Annotated in this window: 29 protein-coding genes; 20 read left to right on the forward strand and 9 right to left on the reverse strand. The window is 60.1% G+C overall.

The window, feature by feature from the left end; genetic code table 11:
- Window positions 1-42: 42 nt before the first annotated feature.
- From OHL11_RS12485 to OHL11_RS12510, 6 genes are all read right to left on the reverse strand, one after another.
- Window positions 43-573, reverse strand: a complete 531-nt coding sequence (locus OHL11_RS12485; protein ID WP_263371833.1) for a hypothetical protein — start codon at window positions 571-573, stop codon at window positions 43-45.
- A gap of 21 nt (window positions 574-594) precedes the next feature.
- Window positions 595-1095 (reverse strand): glycoside hydrolase family 73 protein, encoded by a 501-nt coding sequence (locus OHL11_RS12490; RefSeq protein ID WP_263371834.1) that lies wholly within the window; start codon window positions 1093-1095, stop codon window positions 595-597.
- Between the two features lie 261 nt (window positions 1096-1356).
- Window positions 1357-2136, reverse strand: coding sequence for a DNA adenine methylase (locus OHL11_RS12495; protein ID WP_263371835.1), 780 nt, complete (start codon window positions 2134-2136; stop codon window positions 1357-1359).
- A gap of 481 nt (window positions 2137-2617) precedes the next feature.
- Window positions 2618-3106: a hypothetical protein gene (locus OHL11_RS12500; protein ID WP_263371836.1), complete on the reverse strand. Its 489-nt coding sequence runs from the start codon at window positions 3104-3106 to the stop codon at window positions 2618-2620.
- An 81-nt stretch (window positions 3107-3187) separates the two neighbouring features.
- Window positions 3188-3493 carry a hypothetical protein gene (locus tag OHL11_RS12505; RefSeq protein WP_263371837.1) on the reverse strand — a complete coding sequence of 102 codons (306 nt, stop codon included), beginning with the start codon at window positions 3491-3493 and terminating at the stop codon, window positions 3188-3190.
- A 49-nt stretch (window positions 3494-3542) separates the two neighbouring features.
- Window positions 3543-4235 carry a S24 family peptidase gene (locus OHL11_RS12510; RefSeq protein ID WP_263371838.1) on the reverse strand — a complete coding sequence of 231 codons (693 nt, stop codon included), beginning with the start codon at window positions 4233-4235 and terminating at the stop codon, window positions 3543-3545.
- A 42-nt stretch (window positions 4236-4277) separates the two neighbouring features.
- On the opposite strand from OHL11_RS12510, the gene OHL11_RS12515 reads away from it, so the two are divergent.
- The 19 genes from OHL11_RS12515 to OHL11_RS12605 all read left to right on the forward strand — a co-directional run bounded on the left by OHL11_RS12515 (window position 4278) and on the right by OHL11_RS12605 (window position 17133).
- Window positions 4278-4496 carry a hypothetical protein gene (locus OHL11_RS12515; protein ID WP_263371839.1) on the forward strand — a complete coding sequence of 73 codons (219 nt, stop codon included), beginning with the start codon at window positions 4278-4280 and terminating at the stop codon, window positions 4494-4496.
- On the forward strand, window positions 4493-4993 hold the full coding sequence (locus OHL11_RS12520) for a hypothetical protein (RefSeq protein WP_263371840.1): 501 nt from the start codon (window positions 4493-4495) through the stop codon (window positions 4991-4993). Before OHL11_RS12515 ends, OHL11_RS12520 begins: the two co-directional genes overlap by 4 nt.
- Window positions 4986-7088: a DDE-type integrase/transposase/recombinase gene (locus OHL11_RS12525; protein WP_263371841.1), complete on the forward strand. Its 2103-nt coding sequence runs from the start codon at window positions 4986-4988 to the stop codon at window positions 7086-7088. The genes OHL11_RS12520 and OHL11_RS12525 overlap by 8 nt, the downstream gene beginning before the upstream one ends.
- Window positions 7088-8095, forward strand: coding sequence for an ATP-binding protein (locus OHL11_RS12530; RefSeq protein ID WP_263371842.1), 1008 nt, complete (start codon window positions 7088-7090; stop codon window positions 8093-8095). The genes OHL11_RS12525 and OHL11_RS12530 overlap by 1 nt, the downstream gene beginning before the upstream one ends.
- Window positions 8086-8283 carry a hypothetical protein gene (locus OHL11_RS12535; protein WP_263371843.1) on the forward strand — a complete coding sequence of 66 codons (198 nt, stop codon included), beginning with the start codon at window positions 8086-8088 and terminating at the stop codon, window positions 8281-8283. The genes OHL11_RS12530 and OHL11_RS12535 overlap by 10 nt, the downstream gene beginning before the upstream one ends.
- A gap of 31 nt (window positions 8284-8314) precedes the next feature.
- Window positions 8315-8917: a hypothetical protein gene (locus OHL11_RS12540; RefSeq protein ID WP_263371844.1), complete on the forward strand. Its 603-nt coding sequence runs from the start codon at window positions 8315-8317 to the stop codon at window positions 8915-8917.
- Window positions 8918-8919: 2 nt separating this feature from the next.
- Window positions 8920-9516, forward strand: coding sequence for a hypothetical protein (locus OHL11_RS12545; RefSeq protein ID WP_263371845.1), 597 nt, complete (start codon window positions 8920-8922; stop codon window positions 9514-9516).
- Complete coding sequence (locus OHL11_RS12550; RefSeq protein ID WP_263371846.1) at window positions 9503-9790, forward strand: hypothetical protein; 288 nt, start codon at window positions 9503-9505, stop codon at window positions 9788-9790. The genes OHL11_RS12545 and OHL11_RS12550 overlap by 14 nt, the downstream gene beginning before the upstream one ends.
- Window positions 9787-10341, forward strand: a complete 555-nt coding sequence (locus tag OHL11_RS12555) for a hypothetical protein (RefSeq protein WP_263371847.1) — start codon at window positions 9787-9789, stop codon at window positions 10339-10341. Before OHL11_RS12550 ends, OHL11_RS12555 begins: the two co-directional genes overlap by 4 nt.
- Window positions 10338-10598 carry a hypothetical protein gene (locus OHL11_RS12560; protein ID WP_263371848.1) on the forward strand — a complete coding sequence of 87 codons (261 nt, stop codon included), beginning with the start codon at window positions 10338-10340 and terminating at the stop codon, window positions 10596-10598. The genes OHL11_RS12555 and OHL11_RS12560 overlap by 4 nt, the downstream gene beginning before the upstream one ends.
- Window positions 10595-11116, forward strand: a complete 522-nt coding sequence (locus tag OHL11_RS12565) for a hypothetical protein (protein WP_263371849.1) — start codon at window positions 10595-10597, stop codon at window positions 11114-11116. The genes OHL11_RS12560 and OHL11_RS12565 overlap by 4 nt, the downstream gene beginning before the upstream one ends.
- A 2-nt stretch (window positions 11117-11118) precedes the next feature.
- On the forward strand, window positions 11119-11556 hold the full coding sequence (locus OHL11_RS12570; protein WP_263371850.1) for a hypothetical protein: 438 nt from the start codon (window positions 11119-11121) through the stop codon (window positions 11554-11556).
- A gap of 2 nt (window positions 11557-11558) precedes the next feature.
- Window positions 11559-12041: a hypothetical protein gene (locus OHL11_RS12575; RefSeq protein ID WP_263371851.1), complete on the forward strand. Its 483-nt coding sequence runs from the start codon at window positions 11559-11561 to the stop codon at window positions 12039-12041.
- The gene (locus OHL11_RS12580) at window positions 12038-12382 is read left to right on the forward strand and encodes a hypothetical protein (protein WP_263371852.1); all 345 of its coding nucleotides are present in this window, start codon (window positions 12038-12040) and stop codon (window positions 12380-12382) included. Before OHL11_RS12575 ends, OHL11_RS12580 begins: the two co-directional genes overlap by 4 nt.
- Window positions 12383-12690: 308 nt before the next feature.
- Window positions 12691-12879 carry a hypothetical protein gene (locus tag OHL11_RS12585; protein WP_263371853.1) on the forward strand — a complete coding sequence of 63 codons (189 nt, stop codon included), beginning with the start codon at window positions 12691-12693 and terminating at the stop codon, window positions 12877-12879.
- Window positions 12876-13553, forward strand: coding sequence for a hypothetical protein (locus tag OHL11_RS12590; protein WP_263371854.1), 678 nt, complete (start codon window positions 12876-12878; stop codon window positions 13551-13553). The genes OHL11_RS12585 and OHL11_RS12590 overlap by 4 nt, the downstream gene beginning before the upstream one ends.
- The gene (locus OHL11_RS12595) at window positions 13550-14047 is read left to right on the forward strand and encodes a hypothetical protein (protein WP_263371855.1); all 498 of its coding nucleotides are present in this window, start codon (window positions 13550-13552) and stop codon (window positions 14045-14047) included. The genes OHL11_RS12590 and OHL11_RS12595 overlap by 4 nt, the downstream gene beginning before the upstream one ends.
- Window positions 14044-14625 carry a helix-turn-helix domain-containing protein gene (locus tag OHL11_RS12600; protein WP_263371856.1) on the forward strand — a complete coding sequence of 194 codons (582 nt, stop codon included), beginning with the start codon at window positions 14044-14046 and terminating at the stop codon, window positions 14623-14625. Before OHL11_RS12595 ends, OHL11_RS12600 begins: the two co-directional genes overlap by 4 nt.
- Window positions 14626-14658: 33 nt before the next feature.
- Window positions 14659-17133: an SGNH/GDSL hydrolase family protein gene (locus OHL11_RS12605; protein WP_263371857.1), complete on the forward strand. Its 2475-nt coding sequence runs from the start codon at window positions 14659-14661 to the stop codon at window positions 17131-17133.
- 236 nt (window positions 17134-17369) lie between these two features.
- Here the strand turns inward: OHL11_RS12605 and OHL11_RS12610 are convergent, their stop codons facing one another.
- From OHL11_RS12610 to OHL11_RS12620, 3 genes are all read right to left on the reverse strand, one after another.
- Window positions 17370-17783 (reverse strand): two-component regulator propeller domain-containing protein, encoded by a 414-nt coding sequence (locus tag OHL11_RS12610; RefSeq protein ID WP_263371858.1) that lies wholly within the window; start codon window positions 17781-17783, stop codon window positions 17370-17372.
- A gap of 210 nt (window positions 17784-17993) precedes the next feature.
- Entirely contained in the window at window positions 17994-21431 is a 3438-nt protein-coding gene (locus OHL11_RS12615) for a TonB-dependent receptor (protein ID WP_263371859.1), read from the reverse strand.
- A gap of 112 nt (window positions 21432-21543) precedes the next feature.
- Complete coding sequence (locus OHL11_RS12620; RefSeq protein WP_263371860.1) at window positions 21544-23301, reverse strand: glycoside hydrolase family 30 beta sandwich domain-containing protein; 1758 nt, start codon at window positions 23299-23301, stop codon at window positions 21544-21546.
- Window positions 23302-23514: 213 nt separating this feature from the next.
- Between OHL11_RS12620 and OHL11_RS12625 the strand changes: the two genes are divergently transcribed.
- Window positions 23515-25047 (forward strand): glycoside hydrolase family 30 protein, encoded by a 1533-nt coding sequence (locus OHL11_RS12625; protein WP_263371861.1) that lies wholly within the window; start codon window positions 23515-23517, stop codon window positions 25045-25047.
- Window positions 25048-25053 lie beyond the last annotated feature (6 nt).

A 25053-nucleotide genomic window follows, 5' to 3' on the forward strand; every position in this document is an offset into this window, starting at 1 on the left:
GGCTCTCAGCCCACCGCTCTCTCGCGTTGTAAGAATCTTGGTTTAGTAGGTACCGAGGGCGAACTGCACGCCCACGATCACCTGAACGCCGGAGCCATCCGAAACGCTCGACTTCATGCCTCGACCTTCCGGCATCAGGTAAAGCTTCGAACCATCCTTCAGCGTCTTGATCGGAATCATGACTGCGCCGCCAAACGTCGCATTCCAACCGGTGTTGGTCGACGTGTAGGTAAGACCTGCAGACGTTGTGCCGAATACGTCATACCCTGCAATCGTCGTGAGCTTCTGCGCCACGCCCGCACCGATGTTCGTGGTGATCTTGAACGGCTTCACCGAGGTGGGCAGCGCATCGTAGATCGTCACGCCGTAGGTGCTCGTGTTCGGGATCTTGATGGCGACCATCGCCGTGCCTGCGAAAGCAGGCGAGGCACCGGGGCTATACGAGCCGCCGACCGCATAGAGTTTCGCCACATCCTGCGAAGCGGGCTGCACGTTGTCCTGCGCCATTGCCGAGACTGCACCAGCCAGAGCCGTCACGCCACACGCGAGCAAGCCCATCAACGTCTTCTTCATCGTCATTTCTCCTTGCTGCGCTTACGCAGCTGTTGAGGCCGCAGCCGTTGCAGGCGGCACGTCATACTGCGTGAGGTTGTACCGGCGAATCAGCTCCTGCAGACTCTCGGCGTAGTCGGGATTCGTGGAGTAGCCTGCCGCCTCGAGCGCTGTCGCAAACGCTGCGGGTGTCTTGGCCTTCATCGCTGCGGCGTAACGCTGCGTGGACGAGAGAAGCTTCGCGTGATCGGTGAATGCTTCATCGGCAGAGGCATAGCTTGCGAAGGCAGCTTTCACCAACGTGCGCTTACCAGCAATGAACTCGTATGTCGGAAACTCTTCATACGTCGCAGGCGTACTGCGCTGCGTCCACTTCACGCCGAAGTAGTTGTGGCATGAGGTCGCCAGTTTCGACAGACCCCACGCACTTTCGAGAATCCACTGCGCAAGCGTCACAGAGGCGAAGACGCCATACTTGCGCGCGCAGTCGACAGCGGCGGGAACAACAGACTGCAGGTTCGCGAGTTGCTGTGCTGATGCCATCGTGTGCGCTCCTCTCTTGAGTTAGGGCGGGGCCGCGCGTGCGACACGCGACCACCGTGGCCCCCTATTTCGGGCATTCAATCCGCAATCATCGCGGCGATGAATTGCGGTGCCATCTCCAACCCTTGGGCTGTTGAGAGAAGAGTAGCCAGCACTGTTGCTATATCTGCGGCACGTTGTCGTGCTGCATCTTCGTGTCACACGACACAAACAAAAACGCCCAGGTCAAAGACCTGGGCGATAGCATTGAGCGGTTTTAGACTACGCAGCGAGAGGATAGTTCGCGAGTAGCAATTCGGGTGCATCCTTGGCACGGTGTCCCCCACCAAGCGAGTAGCGCATCGCAGCGCTACGCATCTGGAGTCCGTGTTGTTTGGCAAGGTTGCGGATCTCCGCGTGATCGTCAAAGCTCACGAGCGCGCGCCCTTTGAGCTGTGCGATCGTGGAAAACAATGCAGAGCGCTGCTCTACAGTCAGCGCCTCATACCTCCCATTGCTACCGAAGTCCACATAAGGCGGGTCGAGATAAAACAAGGTGTCGCGAGAATCGAATCGCTGCAGTATCTCGATGAAGTCGCGCTGCTCGATCTGCACCGAGGCAAGACGCTCGGCTACGCGCTGCAGAGTGATGCGAATACTCGCTAGTGATCGCAGCTGCTTGCCGCCGATCTTGTTGCTGGCAAAGTGCTCACCCTTGGCACTGAAGCTGTACCAGGTCAGATAGGCAAAGCGGAGAGCGCGATCGATCTCACAGGATGGTGGTGCAGCTTCGCGCAGCTCACGGAAGCGGCCAGAATGGATGCACTCAGCCTCCAAGCGTTCGGCCAGTTCGCACCCCGCGTGCTTCACCACGCGGAAGAAGTTCGTTACGTCGCCATTGAGATCGTTGATGACCTCGCGTCGACTAGGCTCCTTGGCGAAAAGGAGCTTGGCCGAGCCCGCGAACACCTCGCAATAGAGCGAGTGGTCGCTAGGCAGCAGTTTGAGCAATGTAGGCACGAGGGCTCGTTTTCCACCCGGCCATGCGAAAGCAGCATTCATCCTCGCGATCTTCGCTCGATGTTCGCCCTTAGTCAAATAGCGAGACTTATCAGCAACTTGGGCACCTTATCCACATGCCGCTTATGCTCTGATTGACTTGGCGGGGTAGTATCCCGCGCATACGACAAAAAGTCACCCCAGGAGGACTCTGGGGTGAGTGACTGAACTATGAACAATACGGAACGCTGTAAGCAGTGCCGGAGTTTGGCTGGGCAATCTGGTTTTTGGATCTTCCTCACCGAACTCGTGCGGCTGGTACACGTGCTTATCGTGCACCAGTTTTAATCAACCGTGTTCCTCGGGGTGACAGCCCCGGGGACACGTCAATCGTGAAGTAGAACTCAGACGCTTTTAGGCAATGGGTCACCCTCAAAACTCTCGGCACATTTAGAAGTACCGTAACGCATCATGCGTGTCAAGAATTTCGTATTGTCCCACCTGACATGTCACGAGCGACAAATTGCTCTGAGTTTAGGGCAGCCTAGCGCACACGATTCCTGAGGGCCGCGACATCACGAGGTCTGCAATCTGCGATCCTGCGTGTTGGATAGGCCGTATAGACGCCGACCTCCACACAGAACTCCCACATGTATGGATCGCTGACGATTTCGTTGGCCAGATAAGTTTCTGCTTCGGTGTGCGAGGATTCGCGCAGCACAGCTTTTGCTCGCTCCGCATCCCCCTTGAGCTGACGATAAGCGATCACATCACGGCCAGCAGCTCTCTGCTCGGCATCGACAATGTCGAGGTAGCTGTTCGCTGCTTTCTTGAAGCCCTCGCTGACGTTAGCCTGCTGCTTCTCATTCGCAGCAATCTCCCTCGACCAGGAAGCTCCTTCGCTGTGGTGGAAATACCTTACGAAGATGAACGTGAGAACGGCACCGACGATCGCGAGTTGTATCCCGAAAAAGACCCAGCTGCTCTGACGCTTAGAAGGAGGCTTGTGCGACGTCTCGTTGTAAGGCAGCATCACGGTTTCGCCATATGATGAACTGCTGTTTGGCCGACCAAGCGAGAGGGAAACCAATGAAAATCGATCTTCAGCAATTGGTTAGCTCCGATCCATAAAAGCATGGCGACGGCGCATGTCGTTCGCGTAGGCGCTCGCCAGAAACGGTATTGGCGAAAGCGCAAAGAGCGAACATATCGCTGCAACGAAGAAGTTGAAACCGCCGTCGTACGAGCGTCCTAAAGAAGCGGAATACATACCCGCTAACAGAGCCATGAATAAGTAAGCGAAGATAGCGACGGACTGAAGCGCGGTTGCATGGCGCAAGGCCGCTTCCCGGAACTTGAGTTCCTCGCTTGTGATGCTCTTCTGTTCGGTCGGAAATGGTGGGACCGGAATTGTCGACATACTGCTCTCCTTTGCTGTCTACTCCGTCACTTGCTGCTAACGCTCGAGTTCATTTACGCAATGGTGGCGGGAATCCTATCCAAGTGATGACTTCTCCGACGATGCTCCAATCGCCGTCCTTTTGCACTACCTGCACCTGGTGGCGCGGGGACGTGTGCTGCGGCACGAGAAGATAGAGGTCTTTCGATTGCTTACGCAGCCATTTGACTGTGACGCCGTCCGAGTCGCGCGCTGCCACCATCTTGCCTGCCATCTTCTCTAAGCTCCTGGGCGTTGCGTCGATGAAGGCGATATAGCCGGTTTCAAGGATTGGAGACATCGAATCGCCTTCGATGGGGATTCCGACCAGCTTGCCGCCAGCAGGGATGACGTTCTTCGGGAGCTTGATGGTGTAATCAATCTCCTTGTCGTTGATCGCCCTTGGTGTACCTGCGGCTGCAGCGTCCTTTAGTACCGGGATCTCGCGGTCTGCCGTTGCTTGTACAGGCTCGACGCCCGCTTGCTCGTACCACCACACGCGCTCGTCATCAGGCGCAATTCTGCCGAAAGCCATAAGTGCCTTGGCTTTAGGTAGATCGAGCCCTTTTTCCCATCGCGATATCTGGACGTGGCTTACGCCTGCGACTGTTGCCATCTGCGCCTGTGTGTAGGCGAGCCTTGCTCGTAATTCCTTCAATTTAGGCGCAACTATGGCTATTGCATTTTGCCGCGCAAGAATTCTTTCATTTTTGTTGACTGGCACTAAAGAATCCTTTAGTGTTCCTCTTGTCCGAGAGGTTTCAATTTGAGCGTCCAGTTTAGCCCAACGATTGAGCAGGCAAAGGCAGCTTTGCGGTTGCGCCCCAACTTCAGCGAGATCGCGCGCGATCTCGGTGTTACGCCGCAGCATGTCCGCCGTGTTTTCTGGGGCCTTAGCACCTCCGCTCGCGTGAGCAAGGCGATCCACAAGAGCGTGCAAAAGAAGGCACGCCAGAAGAACATGCTGAAGACGGTGGCGGCGTGAGCAAGTCATACACGAATCATGCTGGCCGCCGTGGTGCTGGGTCACCTGCAAAGGGCGCGCGACGTTTTTCAGGCTCCGCCCAAGGGAAGCTCTTCGGCAAGGTCGAATCGATCCTTCCAGGCACGATCACGGACGGCGGAACAGTACGCGTCCTTGTCGCCGAGGCCATGAGCAACTGCGGCCTTAGCCGCGTCCAGATTGCCGATGCAATCGCTCGACTGACCGGCCTCTCTGTGACTGAGAGACAGCTCAACAATTTTTCAGCCGACAGCCGTCCTGAGTACCGCTTCCCACTCGAACTCACTCGCGCATTCTGCACGGTGACCGGCGATGATCGCTTGCTCACATTTAGCGCGGAGCTCGCCGGTCTGCACGTCATCGACGACGACGGGATGCAGCTGCTCGAGCTGGGCCGCGAATACCTACGCCAGAAGCGTGCTGCCGCAGCAATGGCGAGCTATGAACGCATCCTGCAGGGGGTGGAGATCGATGGCTAGTCTTCCGATTACCCCCTGGCTCACTCTGCCTGAGTTCATTGCTCTGTCTGGATGGCGACGCTCAAACGTCTATCGCCTGCAGGCGGAGGACAAGATCGCCACGCGCAAAGATGGACGCGCAACCCTTTACGCGAGCGCTTCGCTACCTGCGGAAGCACTCGCCAAGCTGGAAACCCCGAGCAAGCCCCACATTGAGCTGATGCGTCCCCCCGCGCCGTCCCCGGTGCAAGCGCCGCTCTTTGATGCCGCGAGCTCTCAGGGACCAGGCCGTCGTATCGTGCTCTCTGCGGAAGCCGAACGGCAGGCGATGGAGCGGCTGAGCATCCTGCAGCCGCTCCTAGACTTCTGCGACAACGCTGCAGCGCGTGAGCGTATGCGCGCCTCGCTCCGCTTTGCGGATGGCCGTCGTATCAACACGTCGGACGATCTGGCGCTCTACCTGGTGGAGCTGCACAAGGACAGCAAGCACCGCGTCAGCCGCCCGACGCTGTGGCGCTGGAAGAAGGCATACACCGATCCGAAGCAAGGCGGACTGTCCGCGCTCGCACGCAAAGTACGCGAGGACAAGGGAACGTCGCAATGGGCGAAGCGTTGGCCCGAGGCGGCGAAGATGGTGGCTGCCGCGTACATGGACGCCTGGCAGAGCAAGCGCACCGCCTACCGCGCGCTCGAACGTCAGTACGCGAAGTACGGCATGGCCGCAAACGATGTGCCTAGCTATGAGGCCGTCTGCGACTTCCTCAGCTCATTGCCCGCCGCTCCGGTTGTCCTCGCCCGCGAAGGTGAGCGCGCCTATGCCGCTCGCTTCGCCACGTACCTCACGAGAGGCTATGAGGACATCGCGCCGAACAGCGTTTGGGTTTCGGATCACTGCATCCATGACGTTGAGGTTCGCAACGATTGCTTCGATGGTGTCGCTGAGAACGCGCCTATGCGCCTGCGCCTCACGGCGCTCATGGATCTGCGCTCGCGGATGATCGTCGGCGCAACATGGACACCGGAAGGCAGCAGCCGATCGATCTCCACGGTGCTTGCCCAGGCTGTACGTCGCTTCGGCCCCTGCGACACCTTCTATTGCGACAACGGCAAGGACTTCCAGAAGGTCGGACGCTTCGCCGCTGCAGCCAACCAGTCCGAGCACGTCAGCGAAGACATGCTTCAGATCGAACGCGCTGGCGCGCTGCGGATGCTCGGGATCAAGGTGCAGTACTGCATCAAGTACCACCCGCAGAGCAAGCCGATCGAGCGCATGTTCCGCACGATGCACCTCGGCCTCGACGCGATCCTGCCGCACTACACGACGGGCAATATGTACACCCGCCCCGATCGCGCAAACGAAGACGGAGCACTACACCGGAAGCTTGTGCGTATCGATAAGGGGCATCTGTCGCCGCTGATCCCGGCCTCGCATTTCATCCGCATGGCCGCAACGTGGCTCTTCGATGACTACAACCAGCGACACAAGCACGAAGGCCGTGGGATGAAAGGTCGCACGGCTGCGGAGATCTTCTTCGCGGGATGGAGCGAGCAGTCACGGCGTCACGTAGAGGAATCGACCCTCGACATGCTGCTCTGGCAACGTGAGAACCGCGTCGTCCGCAACGGTGCTGTGCTCATCAACAATCGCCGCATGATCGGTGCGACGCCGTATGACGTGCAGCAGCTCCACCTCATCGCCAAGGCAGGCGAAGAGCGCACCAACGTAATCGTCTGCTTCGACCCGAACGCCCCGGAACGCGCGGTCGTCACCGACCTGGACGGCCACAAGGTCTGCGACGTTCGCCAGGAAGAGCATGTGACGCAGTCGGCAGCGGCTAACGCAGCGATCGCGGCAAGTATGCAAGAGCGCCGCACCCTGCGGAACGACACCGCTGCAAGCATTCGCAAGCTACGCCACGATGTCGTGCGCAGCGGCCACACCACCGCCGCTCAGGACTTGCACGAGCGCGCCATGTTGCCGATGGCGGTTGGCGACCACATCACCCAGCGTGCCATGCAGACGCAGGTTGTGAACACTCAGGTGCCGAGCAAGCACCTCCACGCAGAAGACATCGGCGACATGCTCGCCGCCACCCTCGCAGGAGCAAATCAGTAATGCCACTCACAGCCGCACGCAGAGCCCAACTCGACAAGCTCACGCTACCTGACGACGCCCAGATGCAGGCACGAACACGTCGCTTTATGCTGCACTCCGGGCTAACGATCGAAGAGCTTGCCGATTGCATCGGATATGCACGTTCATCCCTAGGTCTTTTCCTGCAGGGTCGTTACGGTCTGCACCACGAGGGCAAGCGCGAAAACACCAAGGAAATGCGTGCACGCCTCAAGGAGTTCATGGATCTCCATGAACTGCAGGCCGAGTCCCGCCTCGATAGCCACCGCCATTACGAGACGTCCTCTGTCACCGACGTACGACGCGCCACGCTCAACGCGCTGAATCGTGGCACGGCTTACATCGTCGACGGGCCTCCAGGCACGCAGAAGACGCACGCGCTACTACACGTTGGTGGAGAGATCAAGGAGCAAGACCTCGGTCGTTTCGTCTACGTGTACGCGCGTATTAACCACTCGCCGCAGTCGTTCCTGATGGAGTGCTGCTGTGCGGCGGGAATCCCGAATCGCGGCACCATCGACCAGCTGCTGCGGAAGCTTCGCTTCTTCCTGGCTGGCAAGCGCACCGTGTTCGTGGTCGACGAAGCGCAGCACCTCGACAACGCCGGTCTGGAAGTACTGCGCCAGCTGCTCGATCTGCCGCCGTACTTCGGTGTGGTGCTGGCAGGTTCGCACGACCTCACGCAGCGCGTGAGCCACTGGCAGATGGAGCAGTGGCGCTCGCGCGTGCGCAAGACCATCTTTCTCAACGGCCCCTCGCGTGAAGAAGCCCGCGCCATCCTGCGCGGTGAGCTGGGCCAGCACATCCCCGACGCGGTATGCGATCAGACGATCGCAAGCTGCACGTCGGCTGGCGTTCGCACAGTGCGCAAAGGCAATAAGGCCGTTGAGCAGCCATATGAGTTCATCTCCGCGCGCGATCTTTTCTTCTCGATCGAACACGCACAGGACACCCTCGCAACGCCGAAAGGAGCAGCAAAATGCGCTTGATCCGTACTGCGGCCGAAGCCGCTCGCAACTTGAAGCACAACCTTGACGTGCGCTGTGAGATGCTCGCCGTCGCCTTCGAGCGGGGTGACGTGTGGGAAGCCATCAAGCTTGCTGTGCTCCCGGCCACAGCCACAGCCGTAGTCGCACTGATCTGCTGGCCGCTCATCGTCTTCATCCTTCTCGCCTAACCATCACGCAGCACTCACCAGAAAGGCACGCATGACCACCGCATCCACCCCAGCCCTCGAAACCATCACAGGCGCTTACGCCTCGCTTCCGAACACCACCGTGATCGAGCGCGTGGTCGCGATGTCGCTCGCGGACTCCAACTACAAGCCGACGGACAAGGACATCGATGAATGCGTGCTTGAGTATCAGGCCGCGCAGGAGCTGCTCCGCGCCGCCCAGGATACGCACGACGAGGTGAAGAACCGTCTCATCGGCATCGTCCGCAAGCACGGCTCCATTCCCGACGGGGCCAGCGAGTCGAAGCGTCTCAGCGGCACGCGCAACGCCGCCACGGTAACCGTCGGCAAGAGCACCAGCCTGCGCGAGTCCGCGATCGGCGACCTGCGCGAATATCTCAACGAGCGCAACGTGCCGCAGCTCTTTGGGCGCATGTTCTCGATCGAGACGAAACACAAGCTCGTCGAGAGCGCACACGACGTCCTGGCCACGGTTGATCTGCCGAAGCGCACGCATGACCGCATCGCGCAACTGTTCGGCGTCTGCATCGACGTCAAGACCAAGGCTCCGGTGCTCAAGGTCGATGCCATCACGCCCGAGAAGATCAAGCGCACGAAGCGCGGAAAGGCGGCGTAGCGATGGCGAAGCTCACCCCACTAAAGGCGCTTGAGATTGAGCGCTCGCACGCGTTCGATTCAGCATCCTCGATTATCGAGTGCCATTGCCTGAAGGTCGAAGTCGATGGCTTCGAGGGCGACTACTACGACCTCAACACTTGCGATGAAACGCTGACCACCACCGTGGCTGAGTGCGCGGACTACCTCGAATGGCTCGGCTGCATTCATCGCATCCAGGGCGCTGAGCACATTGTCGGCATCTTCAATGAATCAGAAGCCCTGCGAGAGGCTGATGCTCTTCCAACACCTGAGAGCAGCCTTGATCTCTTCCACGAAGCGAGCGAGCCAACTGTCGCGACGAAGAGGGCGCGAGTTCTCTCCCTGGCACTCCACGCCGCTGGCGTTGTCGCAGCCGCTTCCATGATGGTGCGCGAGGGAACGGACGGCGATGAAGCTCTGCGCAGATCGTCACTCGGCCTGACGCTTCGCTTGATGGACCTCTTCGGCAGCGCTGCGAATGCTGCTGAGGCCATCACGGAGGTCGCGAATGAGCTCGGTCTCAACCTGATTCCCGAACTGGTGCCAACGCCACAGGAGATCGCCGATGCCGCCGACTAGCGCCCAGGTCGAAGAGCGCCGCAAGGCACTCATTAAAGACCGCGAAGATCTGCAGGACACGAAGACAGACCTGCAGCGTCATCTCGGTTTCGCAGCTCAGGCCGTGCAGCATATCGACCCCACGGCACACGACATGCGAGACAGCATCTCGTGCCTCGATCAACTCGATCGCCAGCTCACCACGATTCGCAACATCGCCCTGCAGGTACGTCGCGGCACACGCGCCGTGCAGAAACGCCACGAAGAGCAACAGAACGGAGTTTTCAAAGCATGATTACCGCAAGCGCCCTCACCGCACACTTCGCCGAGCAAGGCATTCAGCGCACCGGCCCCGACGCCACCTATGTAGTCCTCGACGATCATGGCGTCGTGGTCTGCCTCACTGAAGCTGATCTCGATAGCTGGTTCGCGAGCCTCACGCCGGAACTCAAAGCATCGCTCTATGAGCTTGCCAACGATGGCCCCAGCGACGACGCCAAGAACGTGCTGGAGGCGCTCACGCTGCGCAACGGCGTCAACGCCTACCTCGATGCAGTCGACAGCGTCGAGCGCAAGTACAACTCGCTAGTCGCGGCTCCGATCGATGTGCGGGTTGGTCATGCCCATGCTGCGCTCGGGTTCGATCCACGTGCCGCCGCAGTGGATACAGCCCATCTCCCGCCCGTGGAGTCGCTTGATGTCCCTAGGCTCGATCTTCGCCTGGCAAAGCGGGCAAATTATGCCGAGGAAGGACTCGGCGATAGCGCGGCGCTGGGCGTTGGTGAGCTTGGGCATGGAGCAATGCTACAGACCCCGCCTGTGGAGCTGCTGGAGGCGCGACCGTGATCGAACTCACTCCGTTTGAGCAGATCGTCAAGGCTGGCGGCTGCGTCTACGGCAACTCACCCGGCCAAGGAAAGACGTACTGCAGGGCCGCCGTGGTGCCGGGTGAGATTTGGTGCACACGCCACAAGCTCATCGTCGCCAGCGAGACGAAAGCGTCGCAGCAAACCATCAACCAGCAAGCCGAGCGAAACGCCGCAGCTTTCAAACGTCGGTATCGCGAATGGCTCGACAACAACGTGCAAAGGAGAACCGCATGACGTCACAGGAATTCGTTCAGTCAAAATATCCGACCGCTTACGCAGCTTTTCTAGTTGGTGAGGGCTATATCATCCGTCGCGCTCGTGATGGCTTTGAACCTCTCACGCATGAACCTCGAGCGACGCCCGATGAAGCATGGATGGACGCCGTGCAGACGATCTCCCACGGTACTTCGACACCACGCTTTGGGATTGAGCAGCGCGAAGCAGCTGTAAAGGCGATTCTTCTCGAATGGCCCTTCGCTGGCCCATCAGCCAAGGAACTGATGAACGCGGATAGCGACTCCATTGAGAACATCGCGGTTTACCTGCAAATGCTGCTCGCAGAAGTAACAGAGCAGATGCCCTCTCGTGTCCACAAGCCGCGCGTGTTCCTTGACGGCGATACCTGGTGCGCCCTCTACGGCGACGACTTGCAGGTGGGCGTAGCGGGCTTCGGTGAAACACCGGCACTCGCTGTCGAAGCCTTCGATAAAGCCTGGGTTTCGACGCGCCGCACGCAGGAGCCGAAGGCATAGCTATGACCGACACTCTCTTCGCCTTCAGCGAGCACATCCTCGACCGCGTGGAAGACATCTTCGCCGGGCGCGAGGTGGCGCGTCCGCTGACGGACGAAGAGGGATACGTCCTCGTGGTGCTACGCCTACACGTCGGCAAAGCCAACAGCATCGCGCGTGCCGACCTTTGCGAACAGACAGGCATCGCCGATCGCACGGTACGAGCCATCGTCAGCGATCTGCGTTTGCAGTTTGCACTGCCGATCGGAAGCAACCGCGAGAACGGCGGCTACTACCTGCCCGAGACGCTCGCGGAGGTCAGCGAGCTGACGGAGCCGATGGTGCGCCAAGCCCTAAGCCTGTTGCGCAGCGTGCGCTCGCTGCGCGGCAGAAGCGCCACCGCCGAGCTGCTCGGCCAGGTGCGGATCGAATTGCAGAGCAGCGAGGAAGAGGAGCAGTAACCATGTCAGACCGTCTATTCAACAACTCGACACCGACGAAGATTCGCCTGCAGAACTGGGGCTACATCTTCGTGAAGAACACCACCTGCCGGAGCTGCGAGCAGCAGGTCGAAGTCTGGAAGACCAAGAACGGCAAGGACGTTCTATACGATCCGGCATCCACGAGCCGTGAAGCGATGACGTGCCACTTCGTATCGTGCCCTGTGCGCAGCGGTAGGCGCGCCGCGAAGGCTGATATCGAAGAGCGTTCGAGCGACCGCCCTGCGAACATGGCCGACGCGATGCAGCAGTCGGTGACAGACGACATCCAGCGGATGCTGCAGCAGATTCACGCGCGCCATCACGCGCAGGCTGTCGTGATCGTGTATCCCGATGGAGCTTGGCAGGCAGTGTGGACGGAGACTGCGCACGCGGAAGACGTGCGCACGAACATGATCACCGCAGCCAACGGCGTGCGCGTTCACATGCAAGGAGCACGCCGATGAACGCGAAACACGAATGGACGTTGGTGCGCGAACTCGGTGGACGACCTTACCTTGTGCAACCGCCAGCGCACCTAGAGCTGATCCTCGATCGGATGTTCCTTCGATTCCTGCAGGAGCCACGCACCTATGACGACATGGAACGCATGGTGCAGCGCGACACCGACTGCCCGACTGATTACGCCCTCGGTGTCGTGTTCTGGATGGTGCGCCGCTTCGGGATCGGTCGTCGTTGGCTCGCGCACTTGCCTTATAGCCCCGGCCATTGCATCCGCAAACAGATTTCCGAGCGCGGCCTGCAGCGGCTCGCCGAGCTGGAAAAGGAGCTGGGATCGACATGCTGAGTCCGTGGGAGGTAGGCCCGAGAGAACGCTGGCAGGCCGAGTTAGAGAAGGTGTCGAAGAGTGGACTCGCCCATGTCGCCGCAAGGCTCTTGGCTTGGTATGGCGGTGACAACGCGGCTCGTCAGGAATGGGTTGCCGGGGCGAAGAAGGTTGGCAGGTATGTCGACAGCAGCCGACGCACCGACAGGTTTATGGCCGATCCAGGCGGAGAGACGATGAAGCTTCTTCGCCGACAGCAAGCAGCAAAGAAAGCCTCACGACGCCGGAAGCGTGAGCAGAAGCAGAAAGCTCGAGAGGGGAAGAGATAGATGGCAGTCACACACGGTATCGAACATGCGACGTACTACAGCAACGGCGAACGCTGGGTGCCAGCGATGGAGTGCTCGTGCGGATTCTCCACCGGCATGGGGCATGAATGCTGGGCAACTGTCGGCGAGGATTTCGACGCACACCTCGCTGAGGTAATGCCGAAGGCCGAAGGTGGTGAGCAACGATGAAGTCACTACTTGAAATCGGCCAGATGATCGGCGAGACCACCGAGCGGAAGAACGCGGCCTATGGATCGTCATTCGCAACGGCTCCGAAGGCTCTCGCGTTGCTGTACCCGAACGGCGTGCAGCTTTCGCAGTATGCCGACATGCTGCTCATCGCCCGGATCTGGGACAAGCTGCAGCGCATCGCCACCGATCGCGACGCGTTTGGCGAGTCGCCTTACAACGACATCGCAGGCGACGGCCTGCTCGGATCACACCTGCACCAAAGCAAGGAGTTTGAATCATGCCCAGGCAGTGCCAGCGACCAGGATGCAATAAGCCCTGCAAAGGCAATGCGCGATTCTGCTCCCAACCACACAAGCTCGAAGACTATGCCGAACGTAGACGCGATCAGCGCCGCGAGGAGCTTGCCCTTGCACGACGACTCCTTCGCAAGCACCTCGGTGCAGGCGTCGACCTCGACGGTGTATGCACCTGCCCCAACTGCGACGGCGGCTGCAAGCGCAAGCGTGGACGCCCTCGCAAGAGCTCTTAGCCGAAACGATGTCGGGCTCTGCGCGTGCTGTGGTGCGCTCCTTCCAGCATCTGCCCATCTGCGCTGCGCGATCCGCACGCAAGGCATCTTCAACCTTTGCAGTGCACAGTGCTACGCGGGACTTTGGGAGGCCATCCGATGAAGCGCATCACTCCTCTCGCCCTACGCCGTCTTCAGACGCTTTACTCGCAGTGCGCCACGCACCTCGACATGGGTAACTCGCGCGAAGACCGTCTCGAATGGGCTTCCTCCGTTACTGGCTGCAAGATCGAAAGCTTCTCGCTGCTCACCATCGCTCAGGCGAAGCTCTGCATCGATGCGCTGCAGAACACCATCGGAATGCCGCAGACCAAGGCTCCCACGTCCTACGTCTCGCGCCATCGCGCGGAGAAGGATGGCACCGAAGGCCGCAACGATCAGATCCATGCTGAGGCGACGATGGTTGACGGCACCGAGCCGGTGTTTGAGTTCATCCAGGCGGACATGCGTAGCCTCGGCTGGGACAACGATCGCCTGCGTGCCTTTCTGCGCTCGCGTAGTGGCCCTAACGGTGGCCGCGACACCATCCGCACGCTCGGCGATGCCAACCGCGTGCGCTTTGCACTGAAAGGGATTCTGCGCAAGGAGGTTGCATGAAGCGACGTACCTGCATTGAGGGTCAAACACACATCTTCTCGCCCGAAGTAATGGCGACGATCACCGGCCACCGCATCCGCTCGGTGCCGAATCTTGCGCTGCCTTTCCCGCGTACCGCTGAGGTCAGTGTAGAGCGCGTGTCCGAGATCCTCGGCGTCAGCACGCGATCGGTGCTGCGGCTCGTGCAGGCCAAACTCTTCGCGGCGTATTCACCCGGAGGCCCCGGCACTATGACTCGCATCAAGTTCGATAGCCTCGTCGAGTTCTGCGACAACCTCCGGCTCGCTGCAGGCGTTGCACCTCGCAAGCCATCACCCAAAGGACTGCGCCCTCGCGCAGACGACCTGCTTCCGTTCTCGCTCGAAGACACCATCACGACCGAGCGCGTAATGGACGTTCTCGATTGCGGGAAGACACTGGTCACCGAACTGATCGAGGCAGGGACTTTGACGGCCTACAAGATCATCAACAAGCCCTCGGCACCGTGGAGAATCGACGTGCGATCGCTCGAACGCTACATGGAAAAACTACGCGCGCAGGCCGCTGCGACAAGTCGGCAACCTGCGACAGCGCGGTGAGGTAAATCGAGACCGGGTCGCGATACTGCGAACATGCGACTACTACGCAACCTCGTCCTCTCGGCGCTTGCACTTCTCACAACGGTAAGCCACGCGCAGAACGTGATGACGACCATCACGGCTGAATCTATCAACGGTGGAAACTCGCCCACCAGCGGCACGTTGTGTCTCACCCCGGTCGATCAATACAACAACGCGATTCAGGTCACCAAGCATGGTGGCGGCTTCTACATGAAGGGACGCCCGTTCTGCGGAACGATCACCGACGGCGCGTTGGTCACCACCCTGCAGGTTCCAGACTCTGCGACCGATTCATCTCCCGGCCATTCGTATCAAATCTCTGTCTTTGACAGCACGACGCAGACAGTCGATACGTTCTTCGTGCCGGGCATCGCTGGCCCGACTTGGTCGCTGGATGACTACATCCCCTCGGTTTCCGTCAGCACCGTCTCTGCGTTCACCTTCACCACAGGCTCCGGCACCCATCCGCTGTCATGTTCTGGTAGCGCTCTCGACATTCGCGTCAACAACGGCGTGTCGTCGATCGCAAACTGCTATGGCGGCGTGTTCGTTGACTCGCTCGCGGGCAACGCTGGCCCTGCAGGGCCTCCCGCAACCTTCCGTGGCACCTGGTCGAACTCTGTGAGCTACGCAATCGGTGACGCCGTCGCCTCGAATGGTTCGAGCTACGTGAGCCTCACCGCCAGCAATACGGGCAACACGCCTGCGTCTGACGTGACGGACTGGGCATTGCTCGCGCGTGCCGGTGCAGACTCGGTCGCGACCTCTACCAACCTGCAGTCGCTCATCGGGGCTTACAAGCAAGGCGGCCCGAACCTTCTCGATCCGACGAAAGTCAGCGCAAACACACTACTGCACGCGGATGGCGCGACGGAGACTGCGAACGGCTACTCGACGTCTGGCTATATCCCGGTTACGCCTGGCAGTCAGTTCACGATGGCGATCGGCGACTCGTGCGATACCAACGGCGGCTACGGATTGGCCTTCTATGACGTCAACCTTGTGCCGCAAGGCGTAGGCTCTGGCTTTCCTTTCACCAGCCCGAAGACGATCACCGTGCCGTCTACGGCTACGATCGCGTTCGCACGTGTGGCGTGGGATCCGGGCTGCGGGAGCAACAACACCTCTTGGACGCAGCAGGAGATCGTCTCCGGCGCGACGCTGCCGTCGTCGTACTCCAGCTTTGCCGTCTATCCGGCTTCGACAGTGGATGTGGCTATCGCCACCGAAGCGACTCGCGCGCAGGCTGCAGAGGCAGGCATCATTGCCCCCGCAGTGCTGCAGCAGATCATGTCTGCGCAGCAGCCCGCAGTGGTCAACCTCTTCGACAAGGCCAAGGTCGCCTCGGGGCTGCTGAACACAGCCGCTGCGTGCTGCTCGCCGACATACTTTGCGGGCAACATCACGGCTGATTCGACGCAGTACGTCAGCGCCTTTATTCCGGTCACGCCCGGCAAGTCCTACATCATTGCGAAGGGCGACTCAGCCAACAACCCCAACTTCGGAGCCACTTGGTACACGCTCAACCAGACGGCGCTGACAATCGTGCAGTCGTCAGATGGTTTTCCTTTCGCGGACGGGCATGTATTGACCGCTCCCGCTGGCGCGTACTGGCTGCGCTTCACCGGCGACAACTCCACGATCGCATCGCAGATGTTGATAGCCGGAACCACGCTACCCAGCTCGTATGTGCCGTTCGTCCAGACAGCTCATACGCTCACGAGCGCCGACATCGCGCCGCTGGTCGCGGCGCAGACCTCGATGGCCTCACCGGTTGCTGGTTGCCGCCTCGGGGTGATCGGTGACAGCATCAGCTCGATCTTCGCGCAAGCCTGGCAGACCGAGGTACTGAAGCGTACAGGTTGCACGCTCGTGTACCAGGACGCGCGCCCTGCCCGTCAGTACGCCGACGCTTTCGAGTGCTACGGCGCGCAGACACCCACCGGCACGGTTGCCCTCTACGACGCGGCGAGCGCACTGACCTACGGCAACTATGCGTCGCAAGAGTGCGCCAACTACAACACCGTAGCTACCTACCCGCAGACCGACCTGACGCTCGCGCAAAACCTCGCGAACGTCGACGTGATGGTCGTCTATCTCGGAACGAACGATGTGGGCGGCGTCGGCACCGGCCTCCAGCCGATTGGCACGATCACCGACGCGCCTTCAGCCGGTACGCAGTACGGCAACGAGATGTGGTTCTACAACACACTTCACGCGGCCAACCCAGCTATGCGCATCATCGCCGTGACCAACTTCGCCGACGCGAGCGGTACGGCGAACGCTGCGGCGTCGCTGGCGACGGCTGGCGTCACGGTGGCGGTCGCGAACTCATTCAGTGACCCGGTTGTCGACATGACGAAGGTCGGTGGCGTGAACGCGCTGACGATCGGCAGCCTGACCCAGGACAACACGCACCCCAACACGCTCGGTTTCGTGCACATCGTCGGAGCGGCGATAGCTCATGCCATCGCGGACTGGTGGTAATCGCACAGTCCAATAGTCCAGCGTTGGACTATTGGACTCTCTCGAGGACGCGAGTTTTGGGCTAAATATGGGATCTAGATAGTCCAACCGGAAGGTGTGGCTCTCAGATAACGTGGCAATTAGGGAGATGTGCTCCGGGGGCTCGATCCCGCCCAAAATGCTCGAAACCTGCCCATAATCCCGCGAATTCCCGTCAACGCCCGCCGTTTCCCGCCACTCTCAGTTACCTTCCCACTTCACACCTCCACAGCCGCCCACGTTGTCCCATCATGGGTAACATAGACGTAGTTCACCGTGCCCGCGTGGCCTTGAACATGTCCTTTGAACGACTGCAACGTGAGGACACCGTTCTTCAGGAAGCCCGTATCCCCGAGGGTGTAACCGAGCCAGAGCCCGCCATCGCTCGTAGCGTAGAGCGAAGTGATCCCCGTGTGCGCGAGCTGCTGCCCATGCGGAGGCCGATACTCTTCGAACGAGACGCCATCGAACCGAAAGAGGCCGTTCACGGTGCTCAGCCAGAGATATCCATCGGTGGTCTGGGCGAGCCGCGTGATGCTCGACGGAGCGCCATTCTGAATCGTCCAGCCTGTGTGTTGGAACTGCAGAAACGGACGCGTCTGCGCGGACGCCACGCTTGCAAACATCGCCATCAAGAGCAACGAAGCTCTCGTGATTGAGAGAAGAAGAGTTCTGAGCATGGCGTCCCTTGAAGTGGTTCTGGTAGCACTATACTCAACCGCTTTCACCAGTCTTGCCGAATCGGGGCGCGCACTCCGCGGCGATTGGCAAATCCGATCCGAAATGCGGAACGCCCCATCCTCCATGAGAAGGACGAGGCGTTCGGTGGTGCGCTGAAGCCGTTAGAAAAGAAGTTTCAGAGCGAACTGTAGCTGACGCGGCGTGGATCCACCGCGCACTGCGGTGATCTGGCCGAAGGCCGTATCGCCGAGGCCCGAGTCCGGGTTCGCGAAGTTCGGCGTGTTCGTCAGGTTGAAGCTCTCGCAACGGAACTGCAGCTTCGCACGATCGTAAATCGGGAAGGTCTTGAAGATGGAGAGGTTGAACGTGCGGTAGTGCGGGCCGTAGAGCAGGTTGCGCTCCGACGGAATGTACTGCGAGGCAGGCTGGTTGGCGAACGCGCAAGTGTTGAAGAAGAAATTCGGCGTGCCGACATCCTTGTTGGTCATGTAGGTGGTGCCACCGTTTATCTTTACCGGGCAACCTCCCGCCGTGGTCACTGCGCGCGGGTCGCCCACGAGCATCGAGCGCTCGCTGGTCGCGCCCGTGTTGGACGTCGCCGTATCGTCTGTGACAGAGAACGGCAAGCCCGTCGACTGAATCCAGATAGCGTTCGTCTGCCAGCCTTTGAGAAGGCGCGCCTTGAAGCCCTTCGCATTCTGTCCAAAGGGCAGAGCGACGTTGAGCAGCATGGCGAAACGGTTGCGGATGTCGAGATCGGAGTTGCCGTAATCGACCGTGCTGATCTGATAAGGCAGCACGCCGTTGCCGCCATAACCGGCGGCATAATTCGGCGCATTGTTCAGGCCATGCGCCCACGTGTAGTTCGCGTTGATGCCCACGTTCTTCGTAAAGCGCCGCGCGAAGACAGCCTGCAGTGAGTTGTAGGACGAGTATCCTTCAGAGATCATTTCGTTCACCGTCGAGACACCGGGGAACGCCTTGTCGAAGGGCAGATCGTTGTAGTCTGTCGTACCCGTCACGCCACCGGGAGCGACGAGATTGAGGTTCGGGTTCTGACGCAGATGCTTGCCGATGGCGCCGACATAGGATATCTGCAACGAGTTGCGGCCGAACTCCTGCTGCATCGTCAGGTTGAACTGCTCGATGTAGCTCGAACGGTAGTTCGGGTCGATGCCGGAGAGCGTAAGACCGCTTGTGGTGGTCGCGGTGACGTTCGTAGGATCCTGCACGAACGGCCGCGGCAGGCCCTGCGCCAGCGTAGTGGTGTTCTTCAACGTCTGGTAGTTGAAGACGTACGGTGCGTTGCCGAGCGCGGTGCGTGCGCCGCTCGAGATGGGGATGAAGGTCAGGCCGAAGCCGCCGCGGAAGACCGTCTTCGGTGCAGCCATGAAGGCGAAGCCCACGCGCGGTGCCACGTTCGAGTAATCCGTATTGACGCCCGCCGTCTTGCCCACGCCATAGGTGCCCGGGACCATCAGCTTCAACGTGTACGGATTGAAGTTCGAGATGCGGCCATGTGCTTCCGTGAACGGCGTGTAGAGGTCGTAACGGATACCGAGGTTCAGTGTCAGACGCGGATGAACGCGGTAGTCATCCTGAAAGTAGCCGCTCGGCTCCCAGGTGCGATAGCCCGGCTCGACAAGCTGATTGGAACGCTGCGTCTGATAGACGAGGCCACGGAGCAAGCATCCCAGCGGCGCGCAGGAGACGCTACCGAAGACGCCGCCACCGGTGTACGTTCCCGTGACGATGTTGCCCGCAGCGTAGTTGCTCTCTGCGCTGGTAGCGTGACGGCGAATGAGCGACGCGCCCCACTTGATGCTCTGCTTACCGTGCTGCAGCGTGAACTGCGCATTGCCTTGCAGCGTATTGTCGCGGTTCTCCAGCGGCAGGAAGATGCCATCGCCGACGCTCGAGTAGCCTTGTGGACCAACCGGCGTGAGCTGCGAGGTGCCAAGGTCGCCGAGGTTCGCACCCTGCAGACCGAGTGCCGCAGCGAAGTTCTGTCCGTAGTTCAACGGCAGCGCGTGGTTGTCGATGAACGTGTAACCCACGCGGAATTCAGCGAGCAACTGCGCGGTGAAGAGATGCACGTAGTCAATCTGCGAGTTCATCGCCATCTGGTTCGACTGGCCTGAGAAGTTGTACACGTTGCCGCCCGGCGAGATGCCGCTGACCAACGTGCCGCCGCTGATCGTGCCACCCATCGGCTGACCGCTTACCGTTGTGCGGCCCGCCACTGTGGCGTTGGCATATGTGCTCGCCGTCGGCAGGTTGCCGGGGAGCGTTACCGTTCCCTGATTGATCGTGTAACGCACGAAGGTGTGGTCACCGTTCGGCAATGCATAGTCCAGACGACCGTCGCCGGTGTTGAGGTTGCGCGTCGTGTTCGGGCTGCTGGAGAAGTTCTTGGACGTCGCCGTGTTATTCGGGCAGCCCGTCTTCACGCCGTTCTGATAGTTGGGCAACGGATAAAGCTGCCAGTACGCGAGGCCGATCGGGTCAATCGCGGTTGTCGCGGGAACGCTCGTATGGCTGATGTCGGAGAAGTTGCCAATGTTGGCGCGCTCAAAGCAGGTAGGCACCGTGCTCAGAGCGGTGACTGCCTGCACCTGGCGGAAGCCTTCATAGTCGGCGAAGAAGAAAAGCTTGTCGCGCAGGATGAAGCCACCCAGTGAACCGCCGTACTGGTTCTGACGAAGCTCCGTGTGCGAGATCGAGCCCCAGTTACTGGCGTCGAAGAGATCGTTGCGGAAGAACTCGTAGAGCGAGCCGTGATAGGTGTTCGTACCACCCTTTGTGATGATGTTGATGATCGCGCCCGCGCTACGGCCCACCTCTGCGGTGTAGAGGTTCGTCTGTACGCGGAACTCGGCGATCGCGTCGATCGACGGGCGAGCGCCGATCGCACCAATGATGCGCTCGTTGTTATCCAAGCCATCGATCAGCTGATTGTTCGCGTTCTCGTCTTGCCCATTGGTCGAAACCGAAGAAGTGAGGCGGCGATCATCAGGGCGAGTGCCGCTGTTCAGTGCATTCGGCGGGCCTTCATTCGTGCCCGCGAGCACCTGGGCGAGCTCCATAAAGTTGCGGCCGTTCAGCGGAAGGTCCTGCACTTCGCGTTCGGTCACCACAGTGCCAATCGTGGAACTGTCCGTCTGCAACTGCGGCTCAACCGAAGCGACGTCGATGGTCTCTGAAGCACCGATGGTGAGCGTAGCGTCCGTACGCACGCGGTCGCCTTGGGAGAGGATCAACTCGGGAACCTGATACGTCGAAAAACCCGGGCTGCTGATCGTGACGCGATAGCGGCCAATAGGCAGCGAGGCCGCGGTGAACTCGCCCGCATCATTGGTGGTCAACGAGCGCTTCACACCGGTGTCGAGGTTCTCGATCGTTACCGCGGCCTTCGGCACAAGCGCCTTCGTCGCGTCCTGCACGCGTCCGAGAATGTCCGCCGTGGCCACCTGGGCCATCACGCGGACCGGCATGAGCAACACGGCGAAGAGGCCCCACAGGGCAACCGCACACATCCGTCCCTTCGTCGTCTTCCATCTGCTTATGCCGCTTGCCGTCATCACGTCCGCCTTCCTCATCTTTGCTGCACGGGTGTGCGCTCTCAGACGCGCAAAGAATCCCCGTTTCATGAACGGCAGCCAATGTAGTGAGGTGAGTATTCATTTGTAAATTGCGATCTTCGTATTGCTTCTATTTGCGTTCCTTATCAGAGGCGGAGGACACAAAATTCAGCCGTACGTCGCCGAAACAGCCGCCAGAAGGCGAACCAGCAAAGCAAACTGCACTGCGATCCAGACGCAAAGAAACCGGCGCGACATGGTCGCCGTCCAGCGTGATCGCCTGCGGCGAGCCGTTCGCGGATGAGGTCAAATCCTGCCGCGTGGAGACGTTGCGTACCTCGAACTGCCCGCTCCGCAGACGCGAAACTACCCACAACTGTGCGGCAGCGTTAGAGCACTCCTCCAGCAAGGGCTGCTTGCTTTCACGCGAGGCCGCCAGGCAGCGGTCTTTCTCCGCCTGCAGGCGATACAGACCTTCCTGCAGCACCGGTCGCGCGTCTCCCCAAGCGAAGGTAGTCAGCGATCGCTTCGGCAAAACGCGGCGGAGCGTCTTCCCTTCCACCTCGATCTGCAGTGGGAGATCGCTGGGCGATTCGTTCAACGCCAGTACTGCATACGTGCCATCGACATTGCGATACGCCGTGACCAGCGCACCCTCGGCACCGTGAATCTCCGTCGTCAACATGTGGGCGTCGGGATGCACGAACGGCGCGGCCTGAGCCAGCAAATAGAACTCGACGTTGCGCGTCCAGACCGGCTTTCCGTCTCGAACATCCAGCGTGAGTAAGGCGCGACAGTCATTGCACCCCCCGTTATGTGGTCCGCCATCGGGGCGCAGGACGAGGTTCCACAACAAGACACTGCGGGCCCCATGCAATGGAGCACCTAACAGCAGGTGATGTGCCTGCCACATGAGGTCGCCCGCAAACGAAGATCCGTTCGTCCCCGAACACTCGGTGAACCACAGGCTTGCCGTGGGATACGCACGCAACACATCGAGCTGCGCCGTCTCGTTGCCGCGATAGCAATGGAACGACACACCGTCGAAGAGCCCGTTGTGCGCGAGCAATTGTTTCGGGTACTCGGTGTTCGACCAGTTGTGCTCGTAGCCAATGAGTAGGGCTGTAAACCCTGCTCCGCGCAGCAGCGGACGCGTTTGTTCGGCGAGCCCGATCTCCTGCGCCGGCGACATCAACTGCGTCGGATAACTCGGGTTCTCGTTCTCTGGCTCGTTCTGCAGGTTGAGCGCATAGACCGGCAACCCACGTTGCGAGTAGGCTTCCACCGTGCGCGTGAGGTACTTCGCATACGCGGCGATCCAGCGGTTCTCCAACTGTCCGCCGTTCATGCTGTGGTTCGACTTCATCCACGCAGGCGCGCTCCAGGGCAGCAGCAGAATGCGCGTCTGTGGATTGATCGCCAGCGCCTCGCTCAGCAGCGGCAGTACCTCGTCGCCATCATGGGTGAGTTGAAAATGCTGCAGCGATTCGTCGCTTCCCGAGGCAGGATCGTCGTAGCTGTAATTTCCGTGCGCAGAAAAATCGCTCGCAGCGATCGGCTCACGCAGCAACGTCAATCCCAGCGGTCCGCGGGGATCGAAGAGTTCATGCATCGCGCTTGAGCGATCCGCAGGCGAGAGAGATTGCAGCAGCACCGCTGAGCTTCCAGTCATCGAGGCACCGAAGCCATCCATGCGCTGCAGCAGACGGTCTGCATGAACGACGACTGTAGCGCCCTTGCCCGCGACCGCAGAGCCTGCTGTGAAGCTCGCTTCGCTGCGCGCCAGAAGCGACGCTCTATCACCGCGCGTTTCGACTACCGTTACCGTTTGTGCCGCGCACGACGCCACAAGAAAACCGAGAGCTGCACTCATCCAAAGCTTTTGCATCACGCTCCATCATCTCGATTTCCAGAAGACTCTGCCGGTTTCTCGCCATGAATTCTGAGGAACCCGGTTATTTGCTCGCGTTATCACACGCCGCATATCCCACGATTTCACGAATGATTTTGTATCTGTATCCGAAACACAGCCAACACATGCGCAGTAAAGCCAATCACCTGTATTGACAGCATGTTCGCAGCACAACGATAGTCGTCCGGCATGAAAAACCAAGCCTTTGCGCGTTCCCTCGGATTCGCCGCGTTCACGACCTCGCTGCTCGCAGCTTGCGGCTGCGCGGGATCGTCCTCATCCACCGCCGGCAACACAACGTCCACGACCACCGCTGTGCAGGTGTATCAAACCACCGCAGACGGAACGCAGTTGCTGACCGCGCAGACGAGCATCAACTTCGGCTCGACCAGCGGATCGGGCACGACGACGATTCAGGTGACGCCGACCACGGTGTTACAACCCTGGGACGGCGTCGGTGGTGCAATGACAGACTCCGCCGCCACAGTGATTGCCGCACTGCCGACGGCGCAGCAGCAGTCGCTGATGCAACAGCTCTTCAGCACGACCAGCGGTGCGGGGTTGAACATGGTGCGGCTGCCCATGGGAGCGAGCGATTTTTCAGCGTCCGGCAATTACAGCTACGACGACGTCGCCAAAGGACTGAGTGATCCCACGCTGGCGTCTTTCTCCATCGCACATGACCTCACGAACATCGTGCCGCTGCTGCAAAGCGCACAAAGCATCAATCCGAATCTGCACATTCTTGCAACGCCCTGGAGTCCACCAGCGTGGATGAAGACGAATGCGTCCATGGTGGGCATCAGCGGCGCATCACAATCGTCCAGCCAGATTCTCACTGCGGACTTCCCTTATCTGGCGAACTACTTCGTGAAGTTCGTGCAGGCCTACAGCGCGCAGGGTTTGAACGTCTACGCGGTGACGCCGCAGAACGAGCCCTTGAACTCGAATAGCGGTTATCCTTCAGCGATCCTGACCGCGAATGATGAAGTGAACTTCATCGCAAACTACCTTGGCCCTGCGTTCACCAACGCGAAGCTCAGCACGAAGATCATCGCAATGGATGATAACTATGCTGACACGGCCTACGCGCAAACGGTGCTTGCCTCCGGCGCGAACGCATACATCGCGGGCACGGCATTCCACTGGTATAGCGGCACGCCGGATGCGATGAGCTCGACCCAGGCGCTGGATAGCGCCAAGGGCGTGTGGTTCACCGAAGGCACAAGCACCATCACCTGCGCGACCAAGGGCTCCTGCCCCGTGCTCACGGCATCGAACTTTACGGGGTCAGGCTTCAAATATCAGATGCAAAATCTGGTGATGGCTACGGTCCAGAATCATGCTCGGTCGGTGATCAACTGGAACCTTGCTCTGAACCAGAGCGAAGGCCCACAGAACGGCGGGTGCTACACCTGCGTCGGATTGGCAACAGTAAACACGGGCACATCGACCGCGCAGATTTACTACAACGACGCGCTCTACGCGATGGGTCACGTAGGCCGCGTCGCTACGCCAGGCGGCAGTGTGATCGCGACGACCGCAGGCACTGCGGGCAGCGTGCAGAGCATCGGCTTCCTGAACCCGGACAACACCGTTGGGCTTGTCGCGTTTAATGGCGCGTCTTCAAGCACCACGATCACCGTAGCCTGGAATGGCAAGACGTTCGACTACACGATGCCTGCCGGTTCAGCGGTGAGCTTCAAATGGTCTGTGAAGTAATCGCGA

Source organism: Granulicella cerasi, from assembly GCF_025685575.1.
GTDB classification, from domain to species: Bacteria; Acidobacteriota; Terriglobia; order Terriglobales; family Acidobacteriaceae; genus Granulicella; species Granulicella cerasi.